General features: G+C 71.3%; 18 protein-coding genes. 10 read left to right on the top strand and 8 right to left on the bottom strand.

Features of this window, described 5'->3' with window-relative positions:
- Positions 1–19: 19 nt before the first annotated feature.
- From HHX30_RS15475 to HHX30_RS15465, 3 genes are all read left to right on the top strand, one after another.
- On the top strand, positions 20–784 hold the full coding sequence (locus HHX30_RS15475; RefSeq protein ID WP_169982637.1) for an HAD family hydrolase: 765 nt from the start codon (positions 20–22) through the stop codon (positions 782–784).
- A 524-nt stretch (positions 785–1,308) separates the two neighbouring features.
- On the top strand, positions 1,309–2,124 hold the full coding sequence (locus tag HHX30_RS15470; RefSeq protein ID WP_169982636.1) for a hypothetical protein: 816 nt from the start codon (positions 1,309–1,311) through the stop codon (positions 2,122–2,124).
- Positions 2,121–2,498 carry a GntR family transcriptional regulator gene (locus HHX30_RS15465; RefSeq protein ID WP_169982635.1) on the top strand — a complete coding sequence of 126 codons (378 nt, stop codon included), beginning with the start codon at positions 2,121–2,123 and terminating at the stop codon, positions 2,496–2,498. Before HHX30_RS15470 ends, HHX30_RS15465 begins: the two co-directional genes overlap by 4 nt.
- A 101-nt stretch (positions 2,499–2,599) precedes the next feature.
- Here the strand turns inward: HHX30_RS15465 and HHX30_RS15460 are convergent, their stop codons facing one another.
- Entirely contained in the window at positions 2,600–3,595 is a 996-nt protein-coding gene (locus HHX30_RS15460; RefSeq protein WP_169982634.1) for a YafY family protein, read from the bottom strand.
- A gap of 216 nt (positions 3,596–3,811) precedes the next feature.
- Here HHX30_RS15460 and HHX30_RS15455 point away from each other — a divergent pair, with 216 nt between their 5' ends.
- Positions 3,812–4,411 (top strand): YdeI family protein, encoded by a 600-nt coding sequence (locus HHX30_RS15455; RefSeq protein WP_169982633.1) that lies wholly within the window; start codon positions 3,812–3,814, stop codon positions 4,409–4,411.
- Positions 4,412–4,634: 223 nt separating this feature from the next.
- Here HHX30_RS15455 and HHX30_RS15450 read toward each other — a convergent pair whose 3' ends face one another.
- The 6 genes from HHX30_RS15450 to HHX30_RS15425 all read right to left on the bottom strand — a co-directional run bounded on the left by HHX30_RS15450 (position 4,635) and on the right by HHX30_RS15425 (position 13,384).
- Positions 4,635–5,384, bottom strand: a complete 750-nt coding sequence (locus tag HHX30_RS15450; RefSeq protein ID WP_211592054.1) for a GNAT family N-acetyltransferase — start codon at positions 5,382–5,384, stop codon at positions 4,635–4,637.
- An 8-nt stretch (positions 5,385–5,392) separates the two neighbouring features.
- Complete coding sequence (purB, locus tag HHX30_RS15445) at positions 5,393–6,820, bottom strand: adenylosuccinate lyase (protein WP_169982632.1); 1,428 nt, start codon at positions 6,818–6,820, stop codon at positions 5,393–5,395.
- Between the two features lie 91 nt (positions 6,821–6,911).
- Positions 6,912–8,231 (bottom strand): MFS transporter, encoded by a 1,320-nt coding sequence (locus HHX30_RS15440; protein ID WP_169982631.1) that lies wholly within the window; start codon positions 8,229–8,231, stop codon positions 6,912–6,914.
- Positions 8,228–8,857 carry a transcriptional regulator gene (locus tag HHX30_RS15435; RefSeq protein WP_169982630.1) on the bottom strand — a complete coding sequence of 210 codons (630 nt, stop codon included), beginning with the start codon at positions 8,855–8,857 and terminating at the stop codon, positions 8,228–8,230. The genes HHX30_RS15440 and HHX30_RS15435 overlap by 4 nt, the downstream gene beginning before the upstream one ends.
- 87 nt (positions 8,858–8,944) lie before the next feature.
- Positions 8,945–9,877 carry a hypothetical protein gene (locus HHX30_RS15430; RefSeq protein WP_169982629.1) on the bottom strand — a complete coding sequence of 311 codons (933 nt, stop codon included), beginning with the start codon at positions 9,875–9,877 and terminating at the stop codon, positions 8,945–8,947.
- 231 nt (positions 9,878–10,108) lie between these two features.
- Positions 10,109–13,384 (bottom strand): efflux RND transporter permease subunit, encoded by a 3,276-nt coding sequence (locus HHX30_RS15425; RefSeq protein WP_169982628.1) that lies wholly within the window; start codon positions 13,382–13,384, stop codon positions 10,109–10,111.
- A 112-nt stretch (positions 13,385–13,496) separates the two neighbouring features.
- Here HHX30_RS15425 and HHX30_RS15420 point away from each other — a divergent pair, with 112 nt between their 5' ends.
- From HHX30_RS15420 to HHX30_RS15410, 3 genes are all read left to right on the top strand, one after another.
- Entirely contained in the window at positions 13,497–14,063 is a 567-nt protein-coding gene (locus tag HHX30_RS15420; protein ID WP_311922432.1) for a MarR family transcriptional regulator, read from the top strand.
- Between the two features lie 46 nt (positions 14,064–14,109).
- Positions 14,110–14,883: an SDR family NAD(P)-dependent oxidoreductase gene (locus HHX30_RS15415; protein WP_169982627.1), complete on the top strand. Its 774-nt coding sequence runs from the start codon at positions 14,110–14,112 to the stop codon at positions 14,881–14,883.
- Positions 14,884–15,055: 172 nt separating this feature from the next.
- Positions 15,056–15,523, top strand: coding sequence for a hypothetical protein (locus HHX30_RS15410; RefSeq protein ID WP_169982626.1), 468 nt, complete (start codon positions 15,056–15,058; stop codon positions 15,521–15,523).
- Here HHX30_RS15410 and HHX30_RS15405 read toward each other — a convergent pair.
- The gene (locus tag HHX30_RS15405) at positions 15,510–15,989 is read right to left on the bottom strand and encodes a pyridoxamine 5'-phosphate oxidase family protein (RefSeq protein WP_169982625.1); all 480 of its coding nucleotides are present in this window, start codon (positions 15,987–15,989) and stop codon (positions 15,510–15,512) included. The genes HHX30_RS15410 and HHX30_RS15405 overlap by 14 nt on opposite strands.
- A 312-nt stretch (positions 15,990–16,301) precedes the next feature.
- Between HHX30_RS15405 and HHX30_RS15400 the strand changes: the two genes are divergently transcribed.
- Genes HHX30_RS15400 through HHX30_RS15390 form a run of 3 tightly spaced genes read left to right on the top strand, consistent with a single transcriptional unit; the run spans position 16,302 to position 19,640 of the window.
- The gene (locus HHX30_RS15400; protein ID WP_169982624.1) at positions 16,302–18,374 is read left to right on the top strand and encodes a cellulose binding domain-containing protein; all 2,073 of its coding nucleotides are present in this window, start codon (positions 16,302–16,304) and stop codon (positions 18,372–18,374) included.
- Between the two features lie 46 nt (positions 18,375–18,420).
- Positions 18,421–18,663, top strand: a complete 243-nt coding sequence (locus HHX30_RS15395; protein WP_169982623.1) for a MerR family transcriptional regulator — start codon at positions 18,421–18,423, stop codon at positions 18,661–18,663.
- Entirely contained in the window at positions 18,660–19,640 is a 981-nt protein-coding gene (locus HHX30_RS15390) for an aldo/keto reductase (RefSeq protein WP_169982622.1), read from the top strand. The genes HHX30_RS15395 and HHX30_RS15390 overlap by 4 nt, the downstream gene beginning before the upstream one ends.
- Positions 19,641–19,714: the final 74 nt, after the last annotated feature.

Here is a 19,714-nt window from a genome sequence, read left to right as displayed (position 1 = left end):
CCAGTCAAGATGGGGACTCGTGATCAGGGCCATTCTGTTCGACCTCGACGAGACCCTTTTCGACCATCGCCGGGCGGTCGCGCACGCCGCGACCCGCTGGACCGAGTCGGTCTGCCCCGGTCACGAGCTGCTGCCGGAGACACCGGCGCTCTGGCTCGACCTGGAGAACAAGCACCTGCCGGCGTGGCACGCCGGGGAGTGCTCGTTCGCCGAGCAGCGGCGCAGGCGGCTACGGGAGTTCTGCCGTCGGCTCGGGCTGCCCCAGCCGGCCGACCCGGACGCGGCGTTCGCCGGATTCCTGACCCACTACGAGTCGGCCTGGGCCGCCTTCCCCGACGTACATCGGACACTGAAGGCGCTGGCTGCTCTCGACGACGCCCCGGCGCTGGGCGTGCTCACCAACGGCCTGCCGGTGCAGCAGGAGGCCAAGCTGCGCCGCATCGGACTCCTGGACCGCATGGACGTGGTCCTGACGCCCGACGCGCTCGGCGCGTTCAAGCCGTCCGTGGAGTGTTACCGGCGGGCGGCGGCGAAGCTGGGCCTGCCTCCCGAGGAGGTGCTCATGGTGGGCGACAACCTCCTGCTCGACGCGGTCGCCCCCGCCCGGGCCGGGATGCAGGGCGTGTGGCTCGACCGGTACCGCGCCGAGCCCGGTCCCTCCTCCCCCGCCGTCACGAGGATCACCACGCTGCGCGATCTGCCCGATGTGCTGGCCGCGCTGAATCGGCCTGGCGGGAACATCGGAACGAAGATCAGCGGTCGCGAGGCGGTTCTGGCTCGCTGACGACCGGATCTCCAGCGGTGGAGCCGGGCTCGAAGGGGACCCAAGCCACGGCTGCCGCGCGGTTGCCATCGTCCGCCTGCGGCGCCGCTCCTGCCGCCTGCGCCCGGGCCGTACCGGCCGGGGCCTGCGGCGCGGTCGCGGAGAGTGTCCGCGTCATCAGCGAGCCTTGCCGGTCGAAGCCCGCAGAAGGGGTACGGCCGGAATACGGCTGAAAGGGCCGCGGGCGTCGTTGATCATCAAGTTGGTCGGCGTCGTGCTCGTGGCGGCTCCGGAAGCCATGCGCGACGTCGGTCGATGGGACCGCCTATCCGCTGGGTTGGGACGGGCATTTCGGGCCCGCCTCTGGTACGGGACCCGGCGTGCTCGTGCGGGGCGAGGCAGGGCGTCAGTAAGGCTCGTGCAACCAGGTTCACGCAGGGCGGGGCCGTCGGCGGCACCGGGGCGGCGAGAGCCCGCGGAGCGTTGACTTTGTCTCAAGGTATGACGCATCATACTGCTACAAAGCTTGCGACAAAGGAGGGGCTATGACCAGTGAACCGTTACCGGACGCCGACCCGTCGGCGCGTGCGGCCGACCTGCGACTGGCGGGCGCGTGGCTGGCCCGGCACGGCCTCTCCGGTGCGCGCCCGACGCCGCTGCTGGCCGACAGGCTGGCGGTCCGGGGACGTGCCCGCCTCGCCGCTGCCACGATTCCGGCCGTGCTGATCGTCGCGAGCGCGCTCGCCGCCGTTCCCGTCTTCGACGGTCGCGAGTCGCATCGCCCGCTGCCGCTGCTGGCCCTGACCGCGCTGGTGGCCGGGCTGCTGCTCGCACAATCGCTGCTGGACTGGTGGGTGCGACGCGTCGATCAGCGGGCGGGCGCGACGTTGTCCCGCAGGGCCGCCCATCTGATCCAGCCCGGCTGGCGGGCCGTGCTCGGCCTGCCGTACGCCGTCTTCGCGGCCGCCACGTTCGCCGGCGCGATGGCGCTGGCCGGGAGCGCCCTGGCCGTGCCCGAACCCACCGTGCGGCAGCTGGCCGTCGTCCTGCTGATCGGTTTGCTCGGCGTGACAGCCATCACCGTCCTGCAACTGCGCCACCTGCTGCGGCGCCCGGTGGTGGCGGAGGACGAGGAGTCGCTGACCGCCGACGTCATCATGCGCGTCGAGGACGCCCGCGACCTCACCACGCCGAACGTGCAGTGGTCGCTGCCCATGGTGCTGCTGTTCGGCACCGCGCCCGGCTGGTGGAGTGCCGCCGCGGTCGCAAACGTGATCTTGGGCCTGGTCGCGTGCGTCGCGCTCCGTGTCAGGACGCCGTCGAGCGCGACGGCGGCCCGGCGGGTGATGAGCGTCCGATGATCGTCATCGACGCGGCCTCGCCGGTACCGCCGTTCGAGCAGCTGCGGGCCCAGCTCGCCCGGCAGATCCAGGACCGCACGCTTGCCGTGGGCGCCCGGCTGCCGACAATCCGCCACCTCGCGGCCGACCTCGGCCTGGCCGTCAACACGGTCGGCCGGGCCTACCGGGAGCTGGAGGAGGCGGGGCTGATCGAAACGCGCGGACGGGCGGGCTCGTTCGTGTCGGCCGCCGGGGAGGAGGGCCGCGAGCGGGCCCGCCGGGCCGCCGCCGACTACGCGGCCGTGATCGCCAGCGTCGGCATCGACGCGGGCGAGGCGATCCGCATCGTACAGGCGGCTCTGAAGTCAAGCGGGGCAGCCCCGGCCTCGTCATGACCGTGACCCGGCCGCGGGGTCACGTCGCCGGGCGCGCGGCGTCGGCGTAGCGGCCGATCAGGTCGCGTCCGGGCCGCTCGCCCCCACGATCATCGTTTGTGTTACTGGTTGTCCTTGAGGAGTTGTCGCGTGCGGGCGAGGAATGCCTGGCGGACCTCTTCCGGGTGCAGTATCTGGAGTGGTCGGCCGAGGCTGAGCAGGTAGCGGGCCAGGCCGTCGGCGTCTGGCCCGCCGATGTCGATGATCGTGGCGTCATCACCGTCCGGGTGGTGGACGCCGACCGTTGGCGGCACCAGCCTGCGGGCCTCATCGGCCGGTACGGCCAGGCGGATGGTCACCCGCACCCGGTATGGCCTCAGCGCGATGCCCGTGCTGACCATCTGTGCTGGATCTGGCGGGTCGGGCAGGGCAGTGGCCTGCCCGGTGGCTGTGGCATCGATGATGCGATCGGTACGGAAGGTGCGCCAGTCCTGCCGCGTCAGGTCGTAGGCGAGGAGGTACCAGCGGCGGCCTGTGTAGATGAGCCGGTAGGGGTCTACTCGTCGGGTGGACGTCGTTCCGGCCCTGTCGCGGTAGGTCAACCGGGTGCGTTCGCCTCGCCGGCATGCGGTGGCCAGGTCGAGCAGCAGCGCGGGGGAGATCTGGTCGTCGTCGGGTCGTGCGGTGTGGGTGAACGCGGCGTCCAGCTCGCCGAGCCGGCCTGCGATCCTGGCCGGCAGCACCTGGCGTAGTTTCAGCAGCGCCGACAGGGCTGCCTGGTCGCTGCCGGAGACTCCGCTGAAGGCGGCGGTGCGCAGCCCGACAGCGACCGCGAGGGCCTCTTCCTCGTCAAGGATCAGTGGCGGAATGCTGGTTCCGGGCCCGAGGTGGTAGCCGCCCCATGGGCCCATCTCCGATTCGATGCCGTAGCCGAGTTCACGTAGCCGGGCGATGTCCCGGCGAACCGTCCGTTCGGTGATCTCCAGCTGGGCGGCCAGATCAGCGCACGTCCAGGACTGCCGCGTTGACAGCAAAGACAGCAGCCGCAGCAGCCGCGCCGAGGTGTGACCACGGCTAACAGTCTGCTCGATAACCAGGACCGTTTTTGACCGGGTCATACCGTAACGTCGCCGGCATGAACGAAAACTCCTCGTGAAGGCGGGCGGGCGTCATCCGTCCAGAGGCCGCGGTGGCGACGTGGCGAAGGACGTGATCGGCCAGCTCCACCATGGACGGATCCAGCGCCACTTCCGGCAGGCCCCCGTCCTGGGCTGCTCCCACCTTCGGGCGACCGCCGGCAACCAACCTTTGATGATCATCAGGGGCGTACGACGATGAGCAACGAACTACTGGAACTGACCGTTACCGATGCCCGAGCCTGGCGGGAGTGGCTCAGCAGGCACCACGACAGCTCGGCAGGGGTGTGGCTGGTCCTCGCCAAGCAGAACACGACCCGGCCCACCAGCCTGACCTATGACCAGGCGCTCGACGAAGCGCTGTGCCACGGCTGGATCGATGGTCGGCTACGACGGCGGGATGAGATCACCTTCTGCCGGCGCTTCACCCCTCGCGGAAGGCAAAGTCCCTGGTCAGCGCGGAACGTTTCCATCGTCACCCGTCTGATCAGCGAGGGCCGGATGCATCCGGCCGGAATGACCGAGGTCGAACGCGCCAAGGCCGACGGCCGCTGGGACACGGCCTATGCGGGACAAGCCGGCATCGAGGTACCAGCCGACCTGGCCGCCGCATTGGCCGCGAACCCCCAGGCACAAGCGATGTTCGACATCCTCACCTCCCAAAACCGCTACGCCGTTCTCTATCGGATCGCGAACGCCAAACGCGCCGAGACCCGAGCCCGCCGTATCACCCAGTTCGTTGACATGCTCGCCCGCGGTGAGGCGATCCACCCGCAAAAGCGCGCCCTCGGCAGTTGAATGCCGGCCCAATCCGGCACGAACCCAAGCCACGGCAACCTACATAGCTGGACAGCAAGCCCCAGGCGGTCCGTTGCACCCCGCCCGTGACCCGGGTCGATGAACGCGACATCAGCCGAAGAACCGGATCAGATCATCCCGGCCGATCTCGGAGAACAACCGCGTCGACACCGCCACCCTTACCCGACGCGCGGCGCGACCTGGCGGCCGCGGGTGTGGGCGGTCAGGCGCGGAGCCCGGCGGCGGCGACGCGGCGGCGGGCGAAGCCGAGCCGTTCGTAGACGGCGAAGGCCGCATGGTTCCAGTCGTCCACCATCAGCGCCGCGCGGCCGTGCTCGGCGATCAGCGCGGACGCCACGAACCGGCACACCCGCTCCCCCAGCCCGCGTCCCCGCGCCGGTACGGCGGTCGCGACACCGGCGAGCAGGCCCACCGCCGGGGCGGACCACGCGTCGGCCGCGACCGCCAGCAGGGCCCCGGAACCGTCCCGTACGCCGGCCCACCGGCGTACCCGCGGCAGCCCCGGCACGGCGTAGGAGCCGGGGCTGGCGGCGTCGAGCAGGGCGGCCACCTCCGGTGCGGCGGAGTCCGCCAGCCACTCGGGCGGCCACTCCCGGCCCGCGGTCCCCTCCCGGGGCGGGGCGAGCTTCTCGGTGCCCATCCAGGAGAAGCGGGCCGCCAACTCCAGCTCCGGCACGGCCTCGACGACCTGTTCGACGAGCGCGGCGTCGCCGAGGGGACGGTACGACGGCCCGGCCTCGGCCAGGGCGTGCCGCACAAGCGGGACGACCCGGCCGGGTGCGCCCCGCACCACCAGGCGGTCGCGTCGGGAGGCCTCCGGGCTCGCCACCGCCACCGCGTCGCCGTACGCCCAGGCGCGTACGCCGGGCCGCATGCCCTGCGCCGCCCAGACGAGGAGGTCGTCGTCGCCCGAGGCGGCGGCGACCTCGGCCTCGCTCACCAGTTCACGCACCGGTGTTCCTACAGGATCGCACCCGGGACGTAGGCGGCGTCGCCGGGATGGCGCGCGGTGATCTCACCGATCCGCGTGGTCACGGCGGCCACCTGACCGGCGGCCGCGCCGGCGAAGGAGGCACGGTCGGCCAGCAGCGCGTCGAGCTCGTCCCGGCCCAGCGGGAAGCGCTCGTCGGCGGCCAGCCGGTCGAGCAGCTCGTTGCCGGCGCCGCGCGAGCGCATGGCCAGCGCCGAGGCGACCGCGTGCTCCTTGATGATCTCGTGCGCGGTCTCGCGGCCGACCCCGGCCCGCACCGCCGCCATCAGCATCTTGGTCGTGGCGAGGAACGGCAGGTAGCGGCCCAGCTCGGCCTCGATCACCGCGGGGAACGCGCCGAACTCGTCGAGCACGGTCAGCATCGTCTCCACCAGGCCGTCGAAGGCGAAGAACGCGTCGGGCAGGGCGACCCGGCGGACGACCGAGCAGGACACGTCGCCCTCGTTCCACTGGTCGCCGGCGAGCTCCCCGGTCATGGAGGCGTACCCGCGCAGGATGACGGTGAGGCCGTTGACCCGCTCGCAGGAGCGGGTGTTCATCTTGTGCGGCATCGCCGACGACCCGACCTGGCCCTCCTTGAAGCCCTCGGTGACCAGCTCGTGCCCGGCCATCAGGCGGATCGTCTTGGCCAGGGAGGAGGGGGCGGCGGCCAGCTGCACCAGCGCGGTCAGCACGTCGTAGTCGAGCGAGCGGGGGTAGACCTGGCCGACGCTGGTGAAACGGCGGGCGAACCCGAGGTGCGCGGCGACGCGGTCCTCCAGCGCGGCCAGCCGGTCCTCACCGCCGAGCAGGTCGAGCATGTCCTGGGCGGTCCCGACCGGGCCCTTGACGCCGCGCAGCGGGTAGCGCTGCAGCAGGTCCTCCAGCCGCTCGTAGGCCACCAGCAGTTCGTCGGCGGCGGTGGCGAAGCGCTTGCCGAGCGTGGTCGCCTGCGCGGCGACGTTGTGCGAGCGCCCGGCCATGACGGTCGCGGAGTGCTCGGCGGCCAGGCGGCCCAGGCGGGCCAGCAGCGCCACGACCCGGCCGCGCACCAGCAGCAGGCTGTCGCGGATCTGCAGCTGCTCGACGTTCTCGGTCAGGTCGCGGGAGGTCATGCCCTTGTGGACGTGCTCGTGGCCCGCCAGGGCGTTGAACTCCTCGATGCGGGCCTTCACGTCGTGCCGGGTGACCTTCTCCCGCTCGGCGATGGAGGCCAGGTCGACCTGCTCGACGACCTTCTCGTAGTCGGCGATCGCCTGCTCGGGCACCTCGATCCCGAGGTCGGCCTGGGCCTTCACAACGGCGAGCCAGAGCCTGCGCTCCAGCACCACCTTGTACTCGGGAGACCACAGGCGGGCCAGCTCCGGCGAGGCGTAACGGGCGGCCAGGACATTCGGGATACGCGGCTTGGCATTCACGTTGGCCCAGTCTATTGAGCCCGCACCTCCCGGCCGTCCGCAGGTGCCGGGCCACGGAAATCCGCGCACCCCGGCGCCTCACAGGGGCGCCTCACAGGACGTCGCTGCCGACGGGACGGACGTCGGGCTCGGCCGCCCGGGGCCGCGCGCCCCGGCCGCGCAGGCGGTCCATCTCACGCCACTGCGGCAGCAGCGCGGCCAGGTTGGTGGTCAGGAAGTACGCCGCGCCGGCGATCAGCAGCGCCGGTACGAGCCCCAACGTGACAACCGCCGCCCCCGCGATCAGCCCGCCGAGGGGGATGCCCGCCCACGCCATCGAGTCGCCCAGGGCGTTGACGCGGCCGCGCAGCCCGTGCGGCACCCGTTCGAAGGCGATCGCCCCCAGGATCGGGTTGAGGAAGCCGCCGCCGGCCCCGCTCCCGGCGAACACCGCCAGCACCGCCCACATCGGCGCGTCGGCCGCGAGGACCAGGAACCGCGGCGCCCCGGCGAGCAGGAACCCCGCGAAGAACACCACCCGGCGCGGCATCCGGTGCGCGACGGCCGCGGCGACCAGGCTTCCGGCGACCGCGGCGGCGCTCCACACGCCGTTGCTCAGGCCGATCGCGGTCGGGCCGTTGCCGGACCGCTGCGCCCACACGGGCAGCAGGACGGTGTTGAACGCCGCGTCCAGCAGGTTGGTGATCCCGACCATGACGATGACGGTGAGCAGCAGCGGCTCCCCCCGCAGGAAGGCGAAGCCCTCGCCGAAGCGCCGCCAGTAGCCGGACGCGGGCGGGGCCTGGTCCGCCGGGCGTCCCATGCCGCGCGGCAGGGCGAGCGCGATGATCAGCGAGCCGAGGGCGAAGCACACGGCGTTGAGGACCAGGCCGGTCAGCGGTCCCAGCAACGCCACCATGAAGCCGCCGGCCGCCGGACCGAGGGTCGAGGCCAGCCGCTCGGTCACGCCGGACAGGCCGGTGGCCCGCTCCAGCGGCACGCGGGCGCGCTCGGCCGCCTCCGGAACCATGATCTCCTTGGCCAGGTCGCCGGGGCCCCGTACGGCGCCGATGACCGCGACCAGGGCGAGCAGCACCGGGAAGGACAGCAGGCCCGTGGCGTGCAGCAGGGGCACGGCGCCGGCGGCGGCCGCGCTGGCCGCGTCGGTGCTCCAGGAGATCACCCGCGGTCCGGCCCGGTCCACCAGAGGCCCGGTCAGCGCCTTGACCACCACGTAGGGGGTCATCTCGCAGAAGGCCACCAGCCCGGTCTGGGTGGCGCTGCCGGTCGTGACCAGGACGAACCACGGCAGTGCGATGGCCGACACGCGGGTGCCGGTCAGCGCGACCGCCATGGCCGCCAGCAGCCCGCCCAGCGGGCGCAGCCTGCGAACGCGGGACGGAGCGGCGATGATCGCGTCCTCTCCGGTCATCGCGCGTCGTCTTCCGGCGCGGCGGGCGTGTCCAGTTCGGGCAATATGTGCACGATCACGGACACGCGTTCGGCGCCCGCCGGTGCGCCGTCCGCCTCGGGGGTGTCCCTGCGGTGCCGGGTGACGACCGCCCACAGCTCCTCCCGCAGGGCGGTGGCCTCCTGCGGGGTCAGCCGCAGCGCCCAGTCGCTCATGTCGAGCGCGTCCCGCCACACGGGCGGCATCGTCTGCAGCTCGTTGATCCCCCGCTGGACGCGCAGGGTGTGGGTGGCGGCGACCGACTGCAGATATGCCAGCGTCGCCTCGGGCTCGCGCTCGATCAGGTCCGGGTCGTTGAGCCAGGTCGACCAGTGGACCGCGCGCCACCAGCGCTCGCGGGCGTTCCCGCGCCCGGTGTCCTCCTCGACGAAGCCCGCGGCGGCGAGGCGGCGCAGGTGGTAGCTGGCCGCGCCGGAGTTGATGTTCAGCAGCTCGGCGAGCCGGGTGGCCGTCGACGGGCCGTGCTTGCGCAGCAGGCCCACCACCTGCACCCGCACGGGATGCGCGAGCGCGCGCAGCCCCTTGGCGTCCAGGACGACCGCGTCCTGCGCGGCCGGAGAGTAGGGCGTCTCGCCGTGATCGGTCATGCCGCCACTATAAACCGCAAACAGTTCTTCGCAAACAGTTCTTCGCGAAGAGCTGTTTGCGGTTTGCCGTCGCCGGCCCCTGGCCCGCTACGCGAGCGATGGCGCCGGAGGCAACCGGGACACCTGGTCAAGAACCGGCTTGAGTTCGCGCCGTACCAGCCGGCGTATGGTCCAGACATGCCGCACCCGCGGTACGGCCGGCGGGAACCGCGTGAACCGCGGACGCCATCGGGGGTCGAAGGACAGGATTCCTTCGAGGGGGAAATCCCACGGGAGCCCCTTGACGTACGGAGCGGGCGGGATGTCCGGTAATCGCGGTAGCGGTGGCCACTCGGCGGACGACCTCGTCGCGTACTCCTGGGCCACGCCTTCCCGGAAGGCGTGATAGTCCTCGTCACCGTAGACGAGCAACAGCAACCGGGCAGGTGCGACGGTGCGTACCGCTTCGGTGAACTCCCACATCGTCCCCGGCCCCGGGGATGCCGTCATGATCACCGCGTGTGTGCCCCGCAGCAGCCTGCTCACCGACTCCTGCCACTCCTCGACGGGCAGATAGCCGCGCTCGGCCCCGATCTCGGGAAGACGCTCCCCGGGTTGCCCGATCGCGACGACCCGGCCGAGGCCGCGGAACTGCCGCACCAGGAACTCCTCCTGCGTAAGCCCCGGAAGCTCGAAGGGCGAGCGGAACCCCCAGCCCGGGGCCTCGGCCGGCGGCAGGGCCATGAGGGGATCGATGGAGAAGGGCCGCAGGTAGAGCAGATAGCGCTCCCCTACGAGCTCGTCGAACGAGGGGATGATCCGGTGGCGGTGCCGCCTTCCCCGTTTCAGCAGACCGCCGCTGCCGGCGAAGAGCAGGATCCCGGCCACGAAGACCACGGCCATGATCAGCAGGCGTACCCACAACGGGAGACGTGCCACATCGCCATCCGCCTCGGACACGAGGACCTTGTACATCGCGTAGCCGCTGAAGGACAGCAGCAGCCCCAGCGCGCCCAGCGCCCACGCCAGAACGCTGAACACGCATCCTCGGGCAGGGCTTTGCCGTGCCGGTCTGCCGACGGGCCCCGCGGCCGGCGCTTCCATATCGGGAACAGGATCGGGAACAGGCGACATCCGCCGATTATCGTCCCCGCGGGGCCGGAAGCCAGGCCGAATTCACCGGCGAAGCAGCACGCCGACAAGCGCGCCTCCTGCTGCCGGTACCGGCAGCAGGAGGCGAATCCGAGCGAACCGCCGGAAACGGCGGCCGGATCACTTGGCCGGTTCGAGGGCCTCCTCGCCGTACACGGTCAGGTCGCCCTCGCCCGGCGCGGACGGCTTCGGCGTGCGGCGCATGCGCTCCTTCAGCCGTTCCACCACGGTGTACAGCGTCGGCACCAGCACCAGCGTGAGCAGCGTCGAGGAGATCAGGCCGCCGATCACGACGATGGCCAGCGGCTGGGAGATGAACCCGCCCGAACCGGTCACGCCCAGCGCCATCGGGGTGAGCGCGCAGATCGTCGCGATCGCGGTCATCAGGATAGGACGAAGCCGCCGCCGGCCGCCCTCCATGACCGCCTCCACCACGCCCAGCCCCTGCTCGCGGTACTGGTTGATCAGGTCGATCAGCACGATCGCGTTGGTGACGACGATACCGATCAGCATCAGCATGCCGATCAGCGCGGGCACGCCGAGCGCCGTGTCGGTGACCAGCAGCAGCCCGATCGCGCCGGTCGCCGCGAACGGGATCGACACCAGCAGGATCAGCGGCTGCACAAGGCTGCGGAACGTCGCCACCATGATCATGAAGACGATCGCCACCGCGAGCAGCATGGCCAGCCCCAGGTCGGCGAACGCCTCCTGCTGGTCGGAGCTCGCGCCACCGATCTCGTACGTCACCCCCGCCGGCAACGTCAGCGTCTTCAGGGTGTCGGTGACCTTCGCGGTGATCGCCCCCAGATCGGACGCGTCGGCGGTGCCCGACACCGTCGCGGTCCGGTCGCCGTCCTGACGGGTGATCTGGGTCGGCCCGTCGGCCTTCACCACGTCGGCCACGTCACCGAGCTTGACCAGACCCGTCGCCGTGGGAATCGCCAGCTTCCTGATCGCCGCGACGTCTTCGGGCGCGTCACCGCCGGCGCGCAGGATCACGTCGCTGGAGCGGCCGTCGACGTCGATCGAGCCGACCGGCGCGCCGCGGAACGCCTGCGCGACCAGCTGCCCGATCCCGGTCTCGGTCAGGCCCCGGGCGGCGGCCTTCTCCCGGTCCACGTGCACCTCGACCCGGGGGACGCTGTCCTCCAGGTTGGAGGCGACGTCCCGCAGCCCGTCCACCCCGGCCATCGCGTCGCGTACCGCGGTGGCCGCCGTCTTCAGCGCGGCCTGGTCCGAGCCCTGCACGATGACCTGCACCTGGTCGGAGTTGAACCCGCCGCCACTGCCGCCGACCGTGACATCGCCGACCCCCGTCAGGCCCTTCAGCCGTTCCCGGAGCCGCTCCTCCAGGGCGGAGGTGTCCACGCCCCCCTTCAGCATCACCGAGAACGACGCCCGGTCGGCGCCGCCGCCGAGCCCGCCGAGGAAGCGGTTCCCGCCGCCGACCGTCACCTGGTAGGACTTCACGCCCCCGTCGGCCGCCAGCACCTCCTCGACCTTCTTGGCCGCCGCGTCGGTGGTCGCCAGGTCGGTCCCGGCCGGCATCCGCTGGCTGATCTGCGTCGTGTCGTTGCCCGAGTTGTCGAGGAAGTTCGTCTTCAAATTGGGCGCGAGCGCCATCGTGGCGGCGAACACCACCACCCCGATCAGCACCGTGACCAGGCGCCGCCGGGTGGCGAAACGCAGCACCGGCAGGTAGATCCGCTGCAGCGGGCTGCGCAGCTCCCTGCGCTCGGCGTCCTCGCGTACGGCCTGCGCCTCCTGCGGCGTGAGCGCCGGCGCCTTCAGGAACCAGTACGCCAGCACCGGGATGACGGTCAGCGAGACCAGCAGCGACGCCAGCAGCGCCACGGTCACCGTGATGGCGAACGGGCTGAACAACTGCCCCACCATTCCGCCGACGAAGGCGATCGGCAGGAACACCGCCACCGTGGTGAGCGTGGAGGCGGTCACCGCGCCGGACACCTCGCGCACGGCAGTGAGGATCGCCCGCCGCTTCTCCTCGCCGTAGGCGAGATGGCGCTTGATGTTCTCCAGCACCACGATCGAGTCGTCGACCACCCGGCCCACGGCGATCGTCAGCGCCCCCAGCGTCAGCAGGTTCAGCGAGTAGTCGCCGATCCACAGCGCGATGAGCGCGATCACCACCGACATCGGGATCGATACCGCCGTGACCAGGGTCGACCGGACCGACAGCAGGAACACCAGGATGACGACCACGGCGAACGCCAGGCCCAGCAGACCCTCCGTGGTGAGGTCCTCGATCGACCGCTCGACGTACGGCGCCTGGTCGAACACCACGGTCAGCTCGGCGGTGTCACCGAGGGCGCGCGTCAGGCCCGGCAGGGCGTCGTTCACGTCGTGGGAGATCTGCACGGCGTTGCCGTCGGGCACCATCGTGACCGACACGCCCAGGCTCGGGGTGCCGTTGGTCCGGGTGAGCGTGGTCGCGACGGCGTCCTCGACCTTGATGTCGGCCACGGTGCCGAGCTTGACCGGCTTCGGCGGGGCCGCGGCGGCCCGCGCCTGCGCTGTCGGCCGCTGCGCCGCGCCCTGCCCGGCGGTCGCACCCGCGCCCTGGCCCGCACTCTGTCCCGCGCTCGCGCCGCCGCGCTGCCCGGCCGCCGCTGCCTGGCCCGCCGCGGGCGCGCCGGCAGGGGTCAGGTAGAGGTTCTCGAGGTCCTTCACCGTACGCACCGGGTCGCCGATCTGCACGGTCAGCGACTTGCCGTCCTCGGTCAGCGTGCCGGCCGGGATGGACACCCCGTTGGCCCGCAGGAGGTCGGGGATGGCCGCGGCCGACAGCCCCAGCAGGGCGAGCCTGCCCTGGTCGGGAGTGATGACGACCCGCTGCGCACGGGCGCCGCTGACGGTGACGTCGCGCACGCCCTCGATCGACTGCAGCTCCGGCACCATGATCTTCTCGATCTTGTCGACCATGGCGTGCTGATCGCCGCCGTCGCCCACCGCGATCGCCATCACCGGGATGTCGTCGGTGCTGCCCGCCACCACCTGCGGATCGACGTCGGCCGGCAGCTGCGCCTTGATCCGGCTCACGGCCTGCTGCATCTTCCCGACCATCTGGTCGATGTCGGTGCCGAACTCGTAGGCCACCTGGACCTGCGACATCCCCTCGCGGGAGGTGGAGGTGATGTCGGTGACACCGGCGATACCCTGGAACGCGCTCTCGATCGGCTTGGTGACCTGCTCCTCCACGATCTCGGGAGCGGCACCGGGATAAGTCGCCACCGTGAACGCCGCCGGGAACTCCAGCGACGGGAAGAGCTGTTGCTTCAGCGAGGGGATCGCGAACAAGCCGAAACCCGCGAGCACCATCGAGATCATGATCACGAGAGTGCGGTTGGCAAGGCTCAGCCTGGCCAAGGAGGTCATCCGAGCTCCTGACATCGGGAGAAGAGTGTTCGGCCAACACTAACACTTCGCACTATCCGAACATTCAGCTGTTGGATTAACGGCTGGTAACCTCTCCTCTCGAGAGGTGACAGTGAACGACAGCCCAGCCGAGCGGCGCACCGGAACCGGCGCGGCGGCCACCCCCCGCCCGCAGCACGACCCCGCCACCCTGCCGACGCCGGAGGAGGTCGCCGAGGACGCCGAGCGCGGATGCATCATCGCCCGCCTGGCGGAGCTGCAGCGCAGCATGGGGCGGTTCTTCGCCCGCGACCGCTCGATGCCGCTGCTGGCCTCCACCCTCACGATGCAGCAGCTCAAAGTCGTCATGTTCCTGTCGTTCGCCGGGTCCACCTCCGGGCAGGAGCTCGCCCGCCACCTCGGCGTCGGCCTGGCCACCGTCACCGGCATCGTCGACCGGGTGGTCGCCCAGGGCCTGGCCTCCCGTCACGAGGACCCCCACGACCGCCGCGTACGCCGCGTCGAGCTCACCGAGGCCGGGCGGCGGCTCACCAGCGAGATCATCGAGGCCGGGACGGGCGGCTACATCCGCCTTCTACGGCGCCTCGACACCGAGACCCTGCGCACCATGGAGACCGTGATGCGCAAGATCGAGGACGCGATGCGCGACATGCACGCCGACGACGCCGGCACCGCCTGACCCCGTCTCCCGGCCCCGGCCGGTCCCGCTGCTACCTTGCGGCGGTATGCCGATCTACATCGAGGAACTCTTCTCGCTCACCGGCCGGGTCGCCCTGGTCACCGGAGGCAGCTCCGGCATCGGATACGCCATCGCCGAGGCACTCGGACGCGCCGGCGCCGCCGTCGTCCTGGTCGCCCGGCGGCCCAAGGAACTCGCCGAGGCCGTCGGCAGGCTCGAAGGCCACGGCGTGCGCGCGGCGGCGATCAGCGCCGACCTCGGCGACCGCGCCGGCATCGCCCGTGTGTGCGACGAGGCGGACGGCTTCTTCGGCGCGATCGACATCCTCGTCAACGACGCCGCCAACAACATCCGCAGGCCCATGGCCGAGTTGACCGCCGGCGACTACGACCAGACCATCGCCGTCAACCTCACCGCGCCGTTCCTGCTGGGGCAGCACTTCGGCCCCCACATGGCCACCCGGGGCCGGGGGCGGATCATCAACATCGGCTCCCAGCAGTCGATCAGCGCCTTCGGCGACAGCGGCGTCTACGGCGTCGCCAAGGCCGCCGTCTGCGGGCTGACCCGTTCCCAGGCCGAGGCGTGGTCGGCCCACGGCGTCACCAGCAACACGATCATCCCCGGCTTCGTCCTGACTCCGCTGACCGTGCCCGCCCAGGCCGTCCCCGGGCGGGTCGAGCAACTGGCCGCCCGCTCCATGACCGGACGCAACGGCCTCCCCGACGACTTCCGCGGCGTGGCCGTCTTCCTCGCCTCCGACTCCTCGGCGTACGTCACCGGCCAGGCCATCTGCGTCGACGGGGGGTTCAGCGTCCACTAGGGCCGCCGGACGGAGCGGCCGGCGAACAGGCCAAAGGACCGGCAATGACCTGTGCCGATCTTGACCAGCCTCGCCGCGGCCGCCACCCGGACGGGTATGTGCCTCACGTCCCGGCGGCACCGGACGAGCGACAGCTGAACGCCGGGTCAGGAACAGGAAGGCACACACCGAGATGTCCCGCTCCCGCGGGCGCGACCCGCGCCACCCCAACGTCGCGATGGCCCTCGCGACCCGGTGGACGACCCTGGCCGCGCTCGTGATCACGGCGGCGGGGATCGCGGCCGCGCAGCCCGCGATCGCCCGCGTCGCCCCGCATCATCCGCCCCACGGGGTCACGGCCCTCCGCGACCCCGGCCCGGGCAGGGGCGGCGGCCAGGTGATCAGAGGAGGGCGCGCGGGCGGCGCGCAGGGCCGGTCCGGTCAGGGCCACTACAACCAGAGCCTGAACGGCGTCATCAGCCCCACCTTCGTGAGGGGACAGGCGCAACAGGCCATCACCGACCAGGGCGGGTTCGAGGTGCAGTCCGTTCTTCTGCGGATCGCAGCCGGACAGCTGCCTGCTCGGACAGAACATGCCGGTCAGCAAGCGGCAGTGACCCCCGCCGCCCAGCAGCGGCCGGCGGCGGTCAGCGGCGTTTGACCACCCGGTGGCCGGAGCCCTCGTGCCACATCTCGATCACCAGGTGCTCCCCCGCCGCGTCGGTACGCGTGAAGACCACCTCGGTCACGTCGACGCGGAACAGGTGGGAATCCTCCCCGGGCGGCACGCCGAACGCCTCACGCACGGCCGGATCGGTGATCTCGACGGCGCGGCCGGCCAGCTTGGCATCGCCGCTCCAGGCGCCCGGGTTCGCCTCGTCCGGATCGTCGGACGGGCTGTGGATCGCCACCCGGGGGTCGCGCCGCAGGTCGAGGGCCTTCATCGCGCCCGGCATGGACCCCAGCCAGACCTCGCCGTCCCGGAAATCCACTTCGGTCCCGCTGATGCGCGGCGAGCCGTCCCGCCGCAGCGTCGCCATCGTCTTGTGCCTGCCCTTCCCCATGCTCGCCAGCACACGGGCGGCAAGCTCGGGGATCTCCTTCTCTATCTCCCGCCAGGAAGTCATGCCGCGATCCTGTCACCCCCCGCCGACATTCCGTCATCGCGTCAAGGCGGCTTGACGTCAAGGTGTGGCGCGAGCACGAAGCCGACCTGAACCGGTTCCCTCAGTTGCCCGCGACCGCCTGCCGACCACCGTGATGCTCACCGCCGACGTCCGCGACTTCTTCCGGCGTTTCCACGCGCGACCTGCCCTGTGAAAGTTGCACGCCCCGCCTAACTCCGCCGCAGCTCACGGCCGCGCCCGAGGGTGCCTGCTTGACCGTTTCAGACGTCCTGATCACGATCGCACGGCAAGATCCTCCAGAAAAGGGACGTAATGAGCACCCTGCGCATCGCCAGGCCGGCCATCGCACTCCTCACGGGCGCAGCGGTGGCCGCCCAGCTCCTCACCGGCGTACCCGCCGCGTCCGCCGACACCCCCGCCGACGCCTCGCCCGTCACCGTCACCGTCAACACCCGCGCGGGCCTGGCCGCCGCGTCCGACACCGCGGTGGGCGCCAACCACGCGATCTGGGACAGCAACCTCGGCACGAACGAGACGGCCGATCTTCTCAAGGCCGCCGGGGTGAAGATGCTCCGCTACCCGGGCGGGTCGTACGCCGACATCTACCACTGGAAGACCCACACCGCCCCCGGCGGCTACGTCGCCCCCGGCACCGACTTCGACACCTTCATCAGCGGTGCCAAGCGCACCGGCGCGCAGCCGATCATCATCGCCAACTACGGCACCGGCAGCGCCCAGGAGGCCGCCGACTGGGTCGAGTACGCCAACGTCACCAAGAAGTACGGCGTCAAATACTGGGAGATCGGCAACGAGAACTACGGCAACGGCCACTACGGCGCCGACTGGGAGGCCGACGACCACGCCGACAAGAGCCCCGCCGAGTACGCCAGGAACCTGGTGGCGTACTCCGACGCGATGAAGGCCGTCGACCCGACCATCAAGATCGGCGCCGTGCTCACCACCCCCGCCAACTGGCCCGACGGCATCGTCGCCGCGGGCGACGAGGGCACCTGGAACGACACCGTCCTGTCGATCGCCGCCTCGAAGATCGATTTCGTCATCCTGCACTGGTATCCCCCGCACAACGACGTGGCCGACGTCCTCACCAAGACCGCGCACATCCCCGACATGATCCACCTGGTGCGCGGGCAGATCGCCAAGCACGCCGGCGCCCGCGCCGGGGACATCGGCATCGCGATGACCGAGATCAACAGCGGGATCGCGCCGAACACCCAGCCCGGCGCGCTGTTCGCCGCCGACGCCTACGCCGGCCTCATGGAGCAGGGCGTCTTCACCATCGACTGGTGGAACGTCCACAACGGCGCGGGCACCATCAGCACCGTCGCCGGCCACACCGACTACGGCGACTTCGGCATGCTGTCCAGCGCCACCTGCTCGGGCGACACCTGCGAACCACCGCTGAACACGCCCTTCGCCCCCTACCACGCGCTCTCCATGATCAGCACGTTCGCCCGCCCCGGCGACCGGTTCGTCCGCGCGGCCACCGACGAGCCGCTGGTCGCCGCGCACGCCGCCCGCCGCCCCAACGGCGACCTCGCCGTCCTGCTGATCAACCGCGACCCCGACGGCGAGCACCAGGTGAAGATCAACTATGACGGGTTCACCCCGTCCGGCGAGGCGCCGACGGTGCAGACCCTCACCAACGGCGCGACGTCCGTCAGCACCGGCCACGGCGGCACCGCGACCACCCAGACCCTCCCGCCGTACTCACTGACCACGCTGGTGCTGCACCCCGCCACCGCCACCACCGGCGCCCCCGCCGCCCCCGGTCAGCCCACCGCGAGCGACGTCACCGACAAGACCGCCACCATCTCCTGGCCCGTCGCCGCGCCCGGCGCGAGCCCCGTCGCCAAGTACGAGATCCACCGCCAGAAGGGCGCCGTCACCGAACAGCTCGGCGAGACCCCCGGCACCTCCTTCACGGTCCACAACCTCGTCCCCGGCACCCGCTACACCGTCAACGTGATCGCCCGCGACACCGCGGGCCGCGTCTCCTGGGCATCGCCGCCGCTCACCTTCACCACCGGCACACCCGGCAAGAGCTCCTGCTCGGTACGCCTGAGGGACACCAACGACTGGGGCAACGGATACGTCGGCAGCATCGACATCACCAACACCGGCACCGCCGCCGTAGACGGCTGGACGCTTCACTACACCTGGCCCACCGGATGGCAGACCGTCAGCAGCGGATGGAGCGGCAACTGGACGCAGAACGGGACCTCCGTGACCGTCACCAGCACCCCGGACAACGGCAAGCTCGCACCCGGCGCGAGCACCTCCATCGGCTTCGTCGGCGCCTACAGCGGCCCCAACGTGCTGCCGGCCGCCTTCACCCTCAACGGCGCCCTCTGCACCGCGCAGTGATCTTCGGCTTGACCTGGAGCGCGCTCCAACTCCCAGACTGGTCCCCATGGACGAGGGGATGACCATCGCGCGGGTAGCGCAGCGTACCGGCCTCACCGCCCGCACGCTGCGCTACCACGAACGCGCCGGACTCGCCCGCCGGGGCCAGGACACATACGTGGCCCGCCAGGAGCTGCTCGAGGCCCACCGGGCCGACGTGATCGCCGAAATCGAGCAGCTCCGAAGCGATCTCGAGGTCGTCGACCACAAGATCGGCCTCTACCGCCGCAGAATCACGGGAGAACAATGAAGCAGCACACGCTCGGCCAGGGCCTTCACACCTCGGCGCTCGGTCTGGGCTGCATGGGAATGAGCGACTTCTACGGCCCGGGCGACGAGTCCGAGTCGATCCGGACCCTCCACCGCGCGCTCGACCTGGGGATCACTCTCCTCGACACCTCCGACGCGTACGGGCCGTTCACCAACGAGAGGCTCGTCGGCAAGGCCGTCGCCGACCGGCGCGACCAGGTCGTTCTGGCCACCAAGTTCGGCATCGAGCGGCTGCCCGACGGTACCCGCGTGGGCGTCAACGGCCGGCCCGACTACGTGCGCCGCTCCTGCGACGCCTCGCTCGAACGCCTGGGCGTCGACCACATCGACCTGTACTACCAGCACCGCGTCGACCCCGGCGTTCCCGTCGAGGAGACCTGGGGCGCGATGAAGGAGCTGGTCGAGGCGGGCAAGGTGCGTCATCTCGGCATCTCCGAGGCCGCGCCCGCCACCGTACGCCGCGCGCACGCCGTCCACCCGGTCACCGCCGGGCAGTACGAGTACTCCCTGTTCACCCGCGACATCGAGAACGAGCTGCTGCCCACCCTCCGGGAGCTCGGCATCGGCCTGGTCGCCTACAGCCCTCTCGGCCGCGGCCTGCTGACCGGGGCGTTCACGAGCACAGGGGAACTGTCCACCGACGATTTCCGTCACCACAACCCCCGCTGGCAGGGCGGCAACTTCGCCGCCAACCAGGCCCTGGTGGCCAAGGTCGGCGAGATCGCGGCCTCGCTCGGCACGACCCCGGCCCAGGTCGCGCTCGCCTGGGTGCTGACCCGGGGCGGAGACGACGTCGTTCCGATCCCCGGCACCAAGCGGGTCGCGCGGATCGAGGAGAACGCCGCGGCCCTGGACATCGAGTTCGAGCCCGGCCACCTCGACGCGCTCGACTCCCTCGCCGCTCAGGTCGCCGGCGACCGGTACAACCCGGCGGGGATGAGCACCGTCAATCACTGACCCGAAGGTGCCGCCGGGCCCTTCGGTGCGTTTAGGTTTTGTAGTTGATCACGGTTTTACCACTAACCGGGCGC

It is taken from the genome of Microbispora sp. H10836 (genome assembly GCF_012999525.1).
Classification (GTDB): domain Bacteria; phylum Actinomycetota; class Actinomycetes; order Streptosporangiales; family Streptosporangiaceae; genus Microbispora.
This window is presented reverse-complemented; position numbering and strand designations above follow the sequence as displayed.

What these genes read in the sequence shown, in the direction of transcription:
- HHX30_RS15415 (WP_169982627.1), top strand. Translation starts at nt 14,110, where the DNA reads ATGCCGATCTACATCGAGGAACTCTTCTCGCTCACCGGCCGGGTCGCC.
- HHX30_RS15455 (WP_169982633.1), top strand. Translation starts at nt 3,812, where the DNA reads ATGAGCAACGAACTACTGGAACTGACCGTTACCGATGCCCGAGCCTGG.
- HHX30_RS15470 (WP_169982636.1), top strand. Translation starts at nt 1,309, where the DNA reads ATGACCAGTGAACCGTTACCGGACGCCGACCCGTCGGCGCGTGCGGCC.
- HHX30_RS15460 (WP_169982634.1), bottom strand. Translation starts at nt 3,595, where the DNA reads ATGACCCGGTCAAAAACGGTCCTGGTTATCGAGCAGACTGTTAGCCGT.
- HHX30_RS15390 (WP_169982622.1), top strand. Translation starts at nt 18,660, where the DNA reads ATGAAGCAGCACACGCTCGGCCAGGGCCTTCACACCTCGGCGCTCGGT.
- HHX30_RS15440 (WP_169982631.1), bottom strand. Translation starts at nt 8,231, where the DNA reads ATGACCGGAGAGGACGCGATCATCGCCGCTCCGTCCCGCGTTCGCAGG.
- HHX30_RS15465 (WP_169982635.1), top strand. Translation starts at nt 2,121, where the DNA reads ATGATCGTCATCGACGCGGCCTCGCCGGTACCGCCGTTCGAGCAGCTG.
- HHX30_RS15425 (WP_169982628.1), bottom strand. Translation starts at nt 13,384, where the DNA reads ATGACCTCCTTGGCCAGGCTGAGCCTTGCCAACCGCACTCTCGTGATC.
- HHX30_RS15405 (WP_169982625.1), bottom strand. Translation starts at nt 15,989, where the DNA reads ATGACTTCCTGGCGGGAGATAGAGAAGGAGATCCCCGAGCTTGCCGCC.
- HHX30_RS15410 (WP_169982626.1), top strand. Translation starts at nt 15,056, where the DNA reads ATGTCCCGCTCCCGCGGGCGCGACCCGCGCCACCCCAACGTCGCGATG.
- HHX30_RS15395 (WP_169982623.1), top strand. Translation starts at nt 18,421, where the DNA reads ATGGACGAGGGGATGACCATCGCGCGGGTAGCGCAGCGTACCGGCCTC.
- HHX30_RS15435 (WP_169982630.1), bottom strand. Translation starts at nt 8,857, where the DNA reads ATGACCGATCACGGCGAGACGCCCTACTCTCCGGCCGCGCAGGACGCG.
- HHX30_RS15400 (WP_169982624.1), top strand. Translation starts at nt 16,302, where the DNA reads ATGAGCACCCTGCGCATCGCCAGGCCGGCCATCGCACTCCTCACGGGC.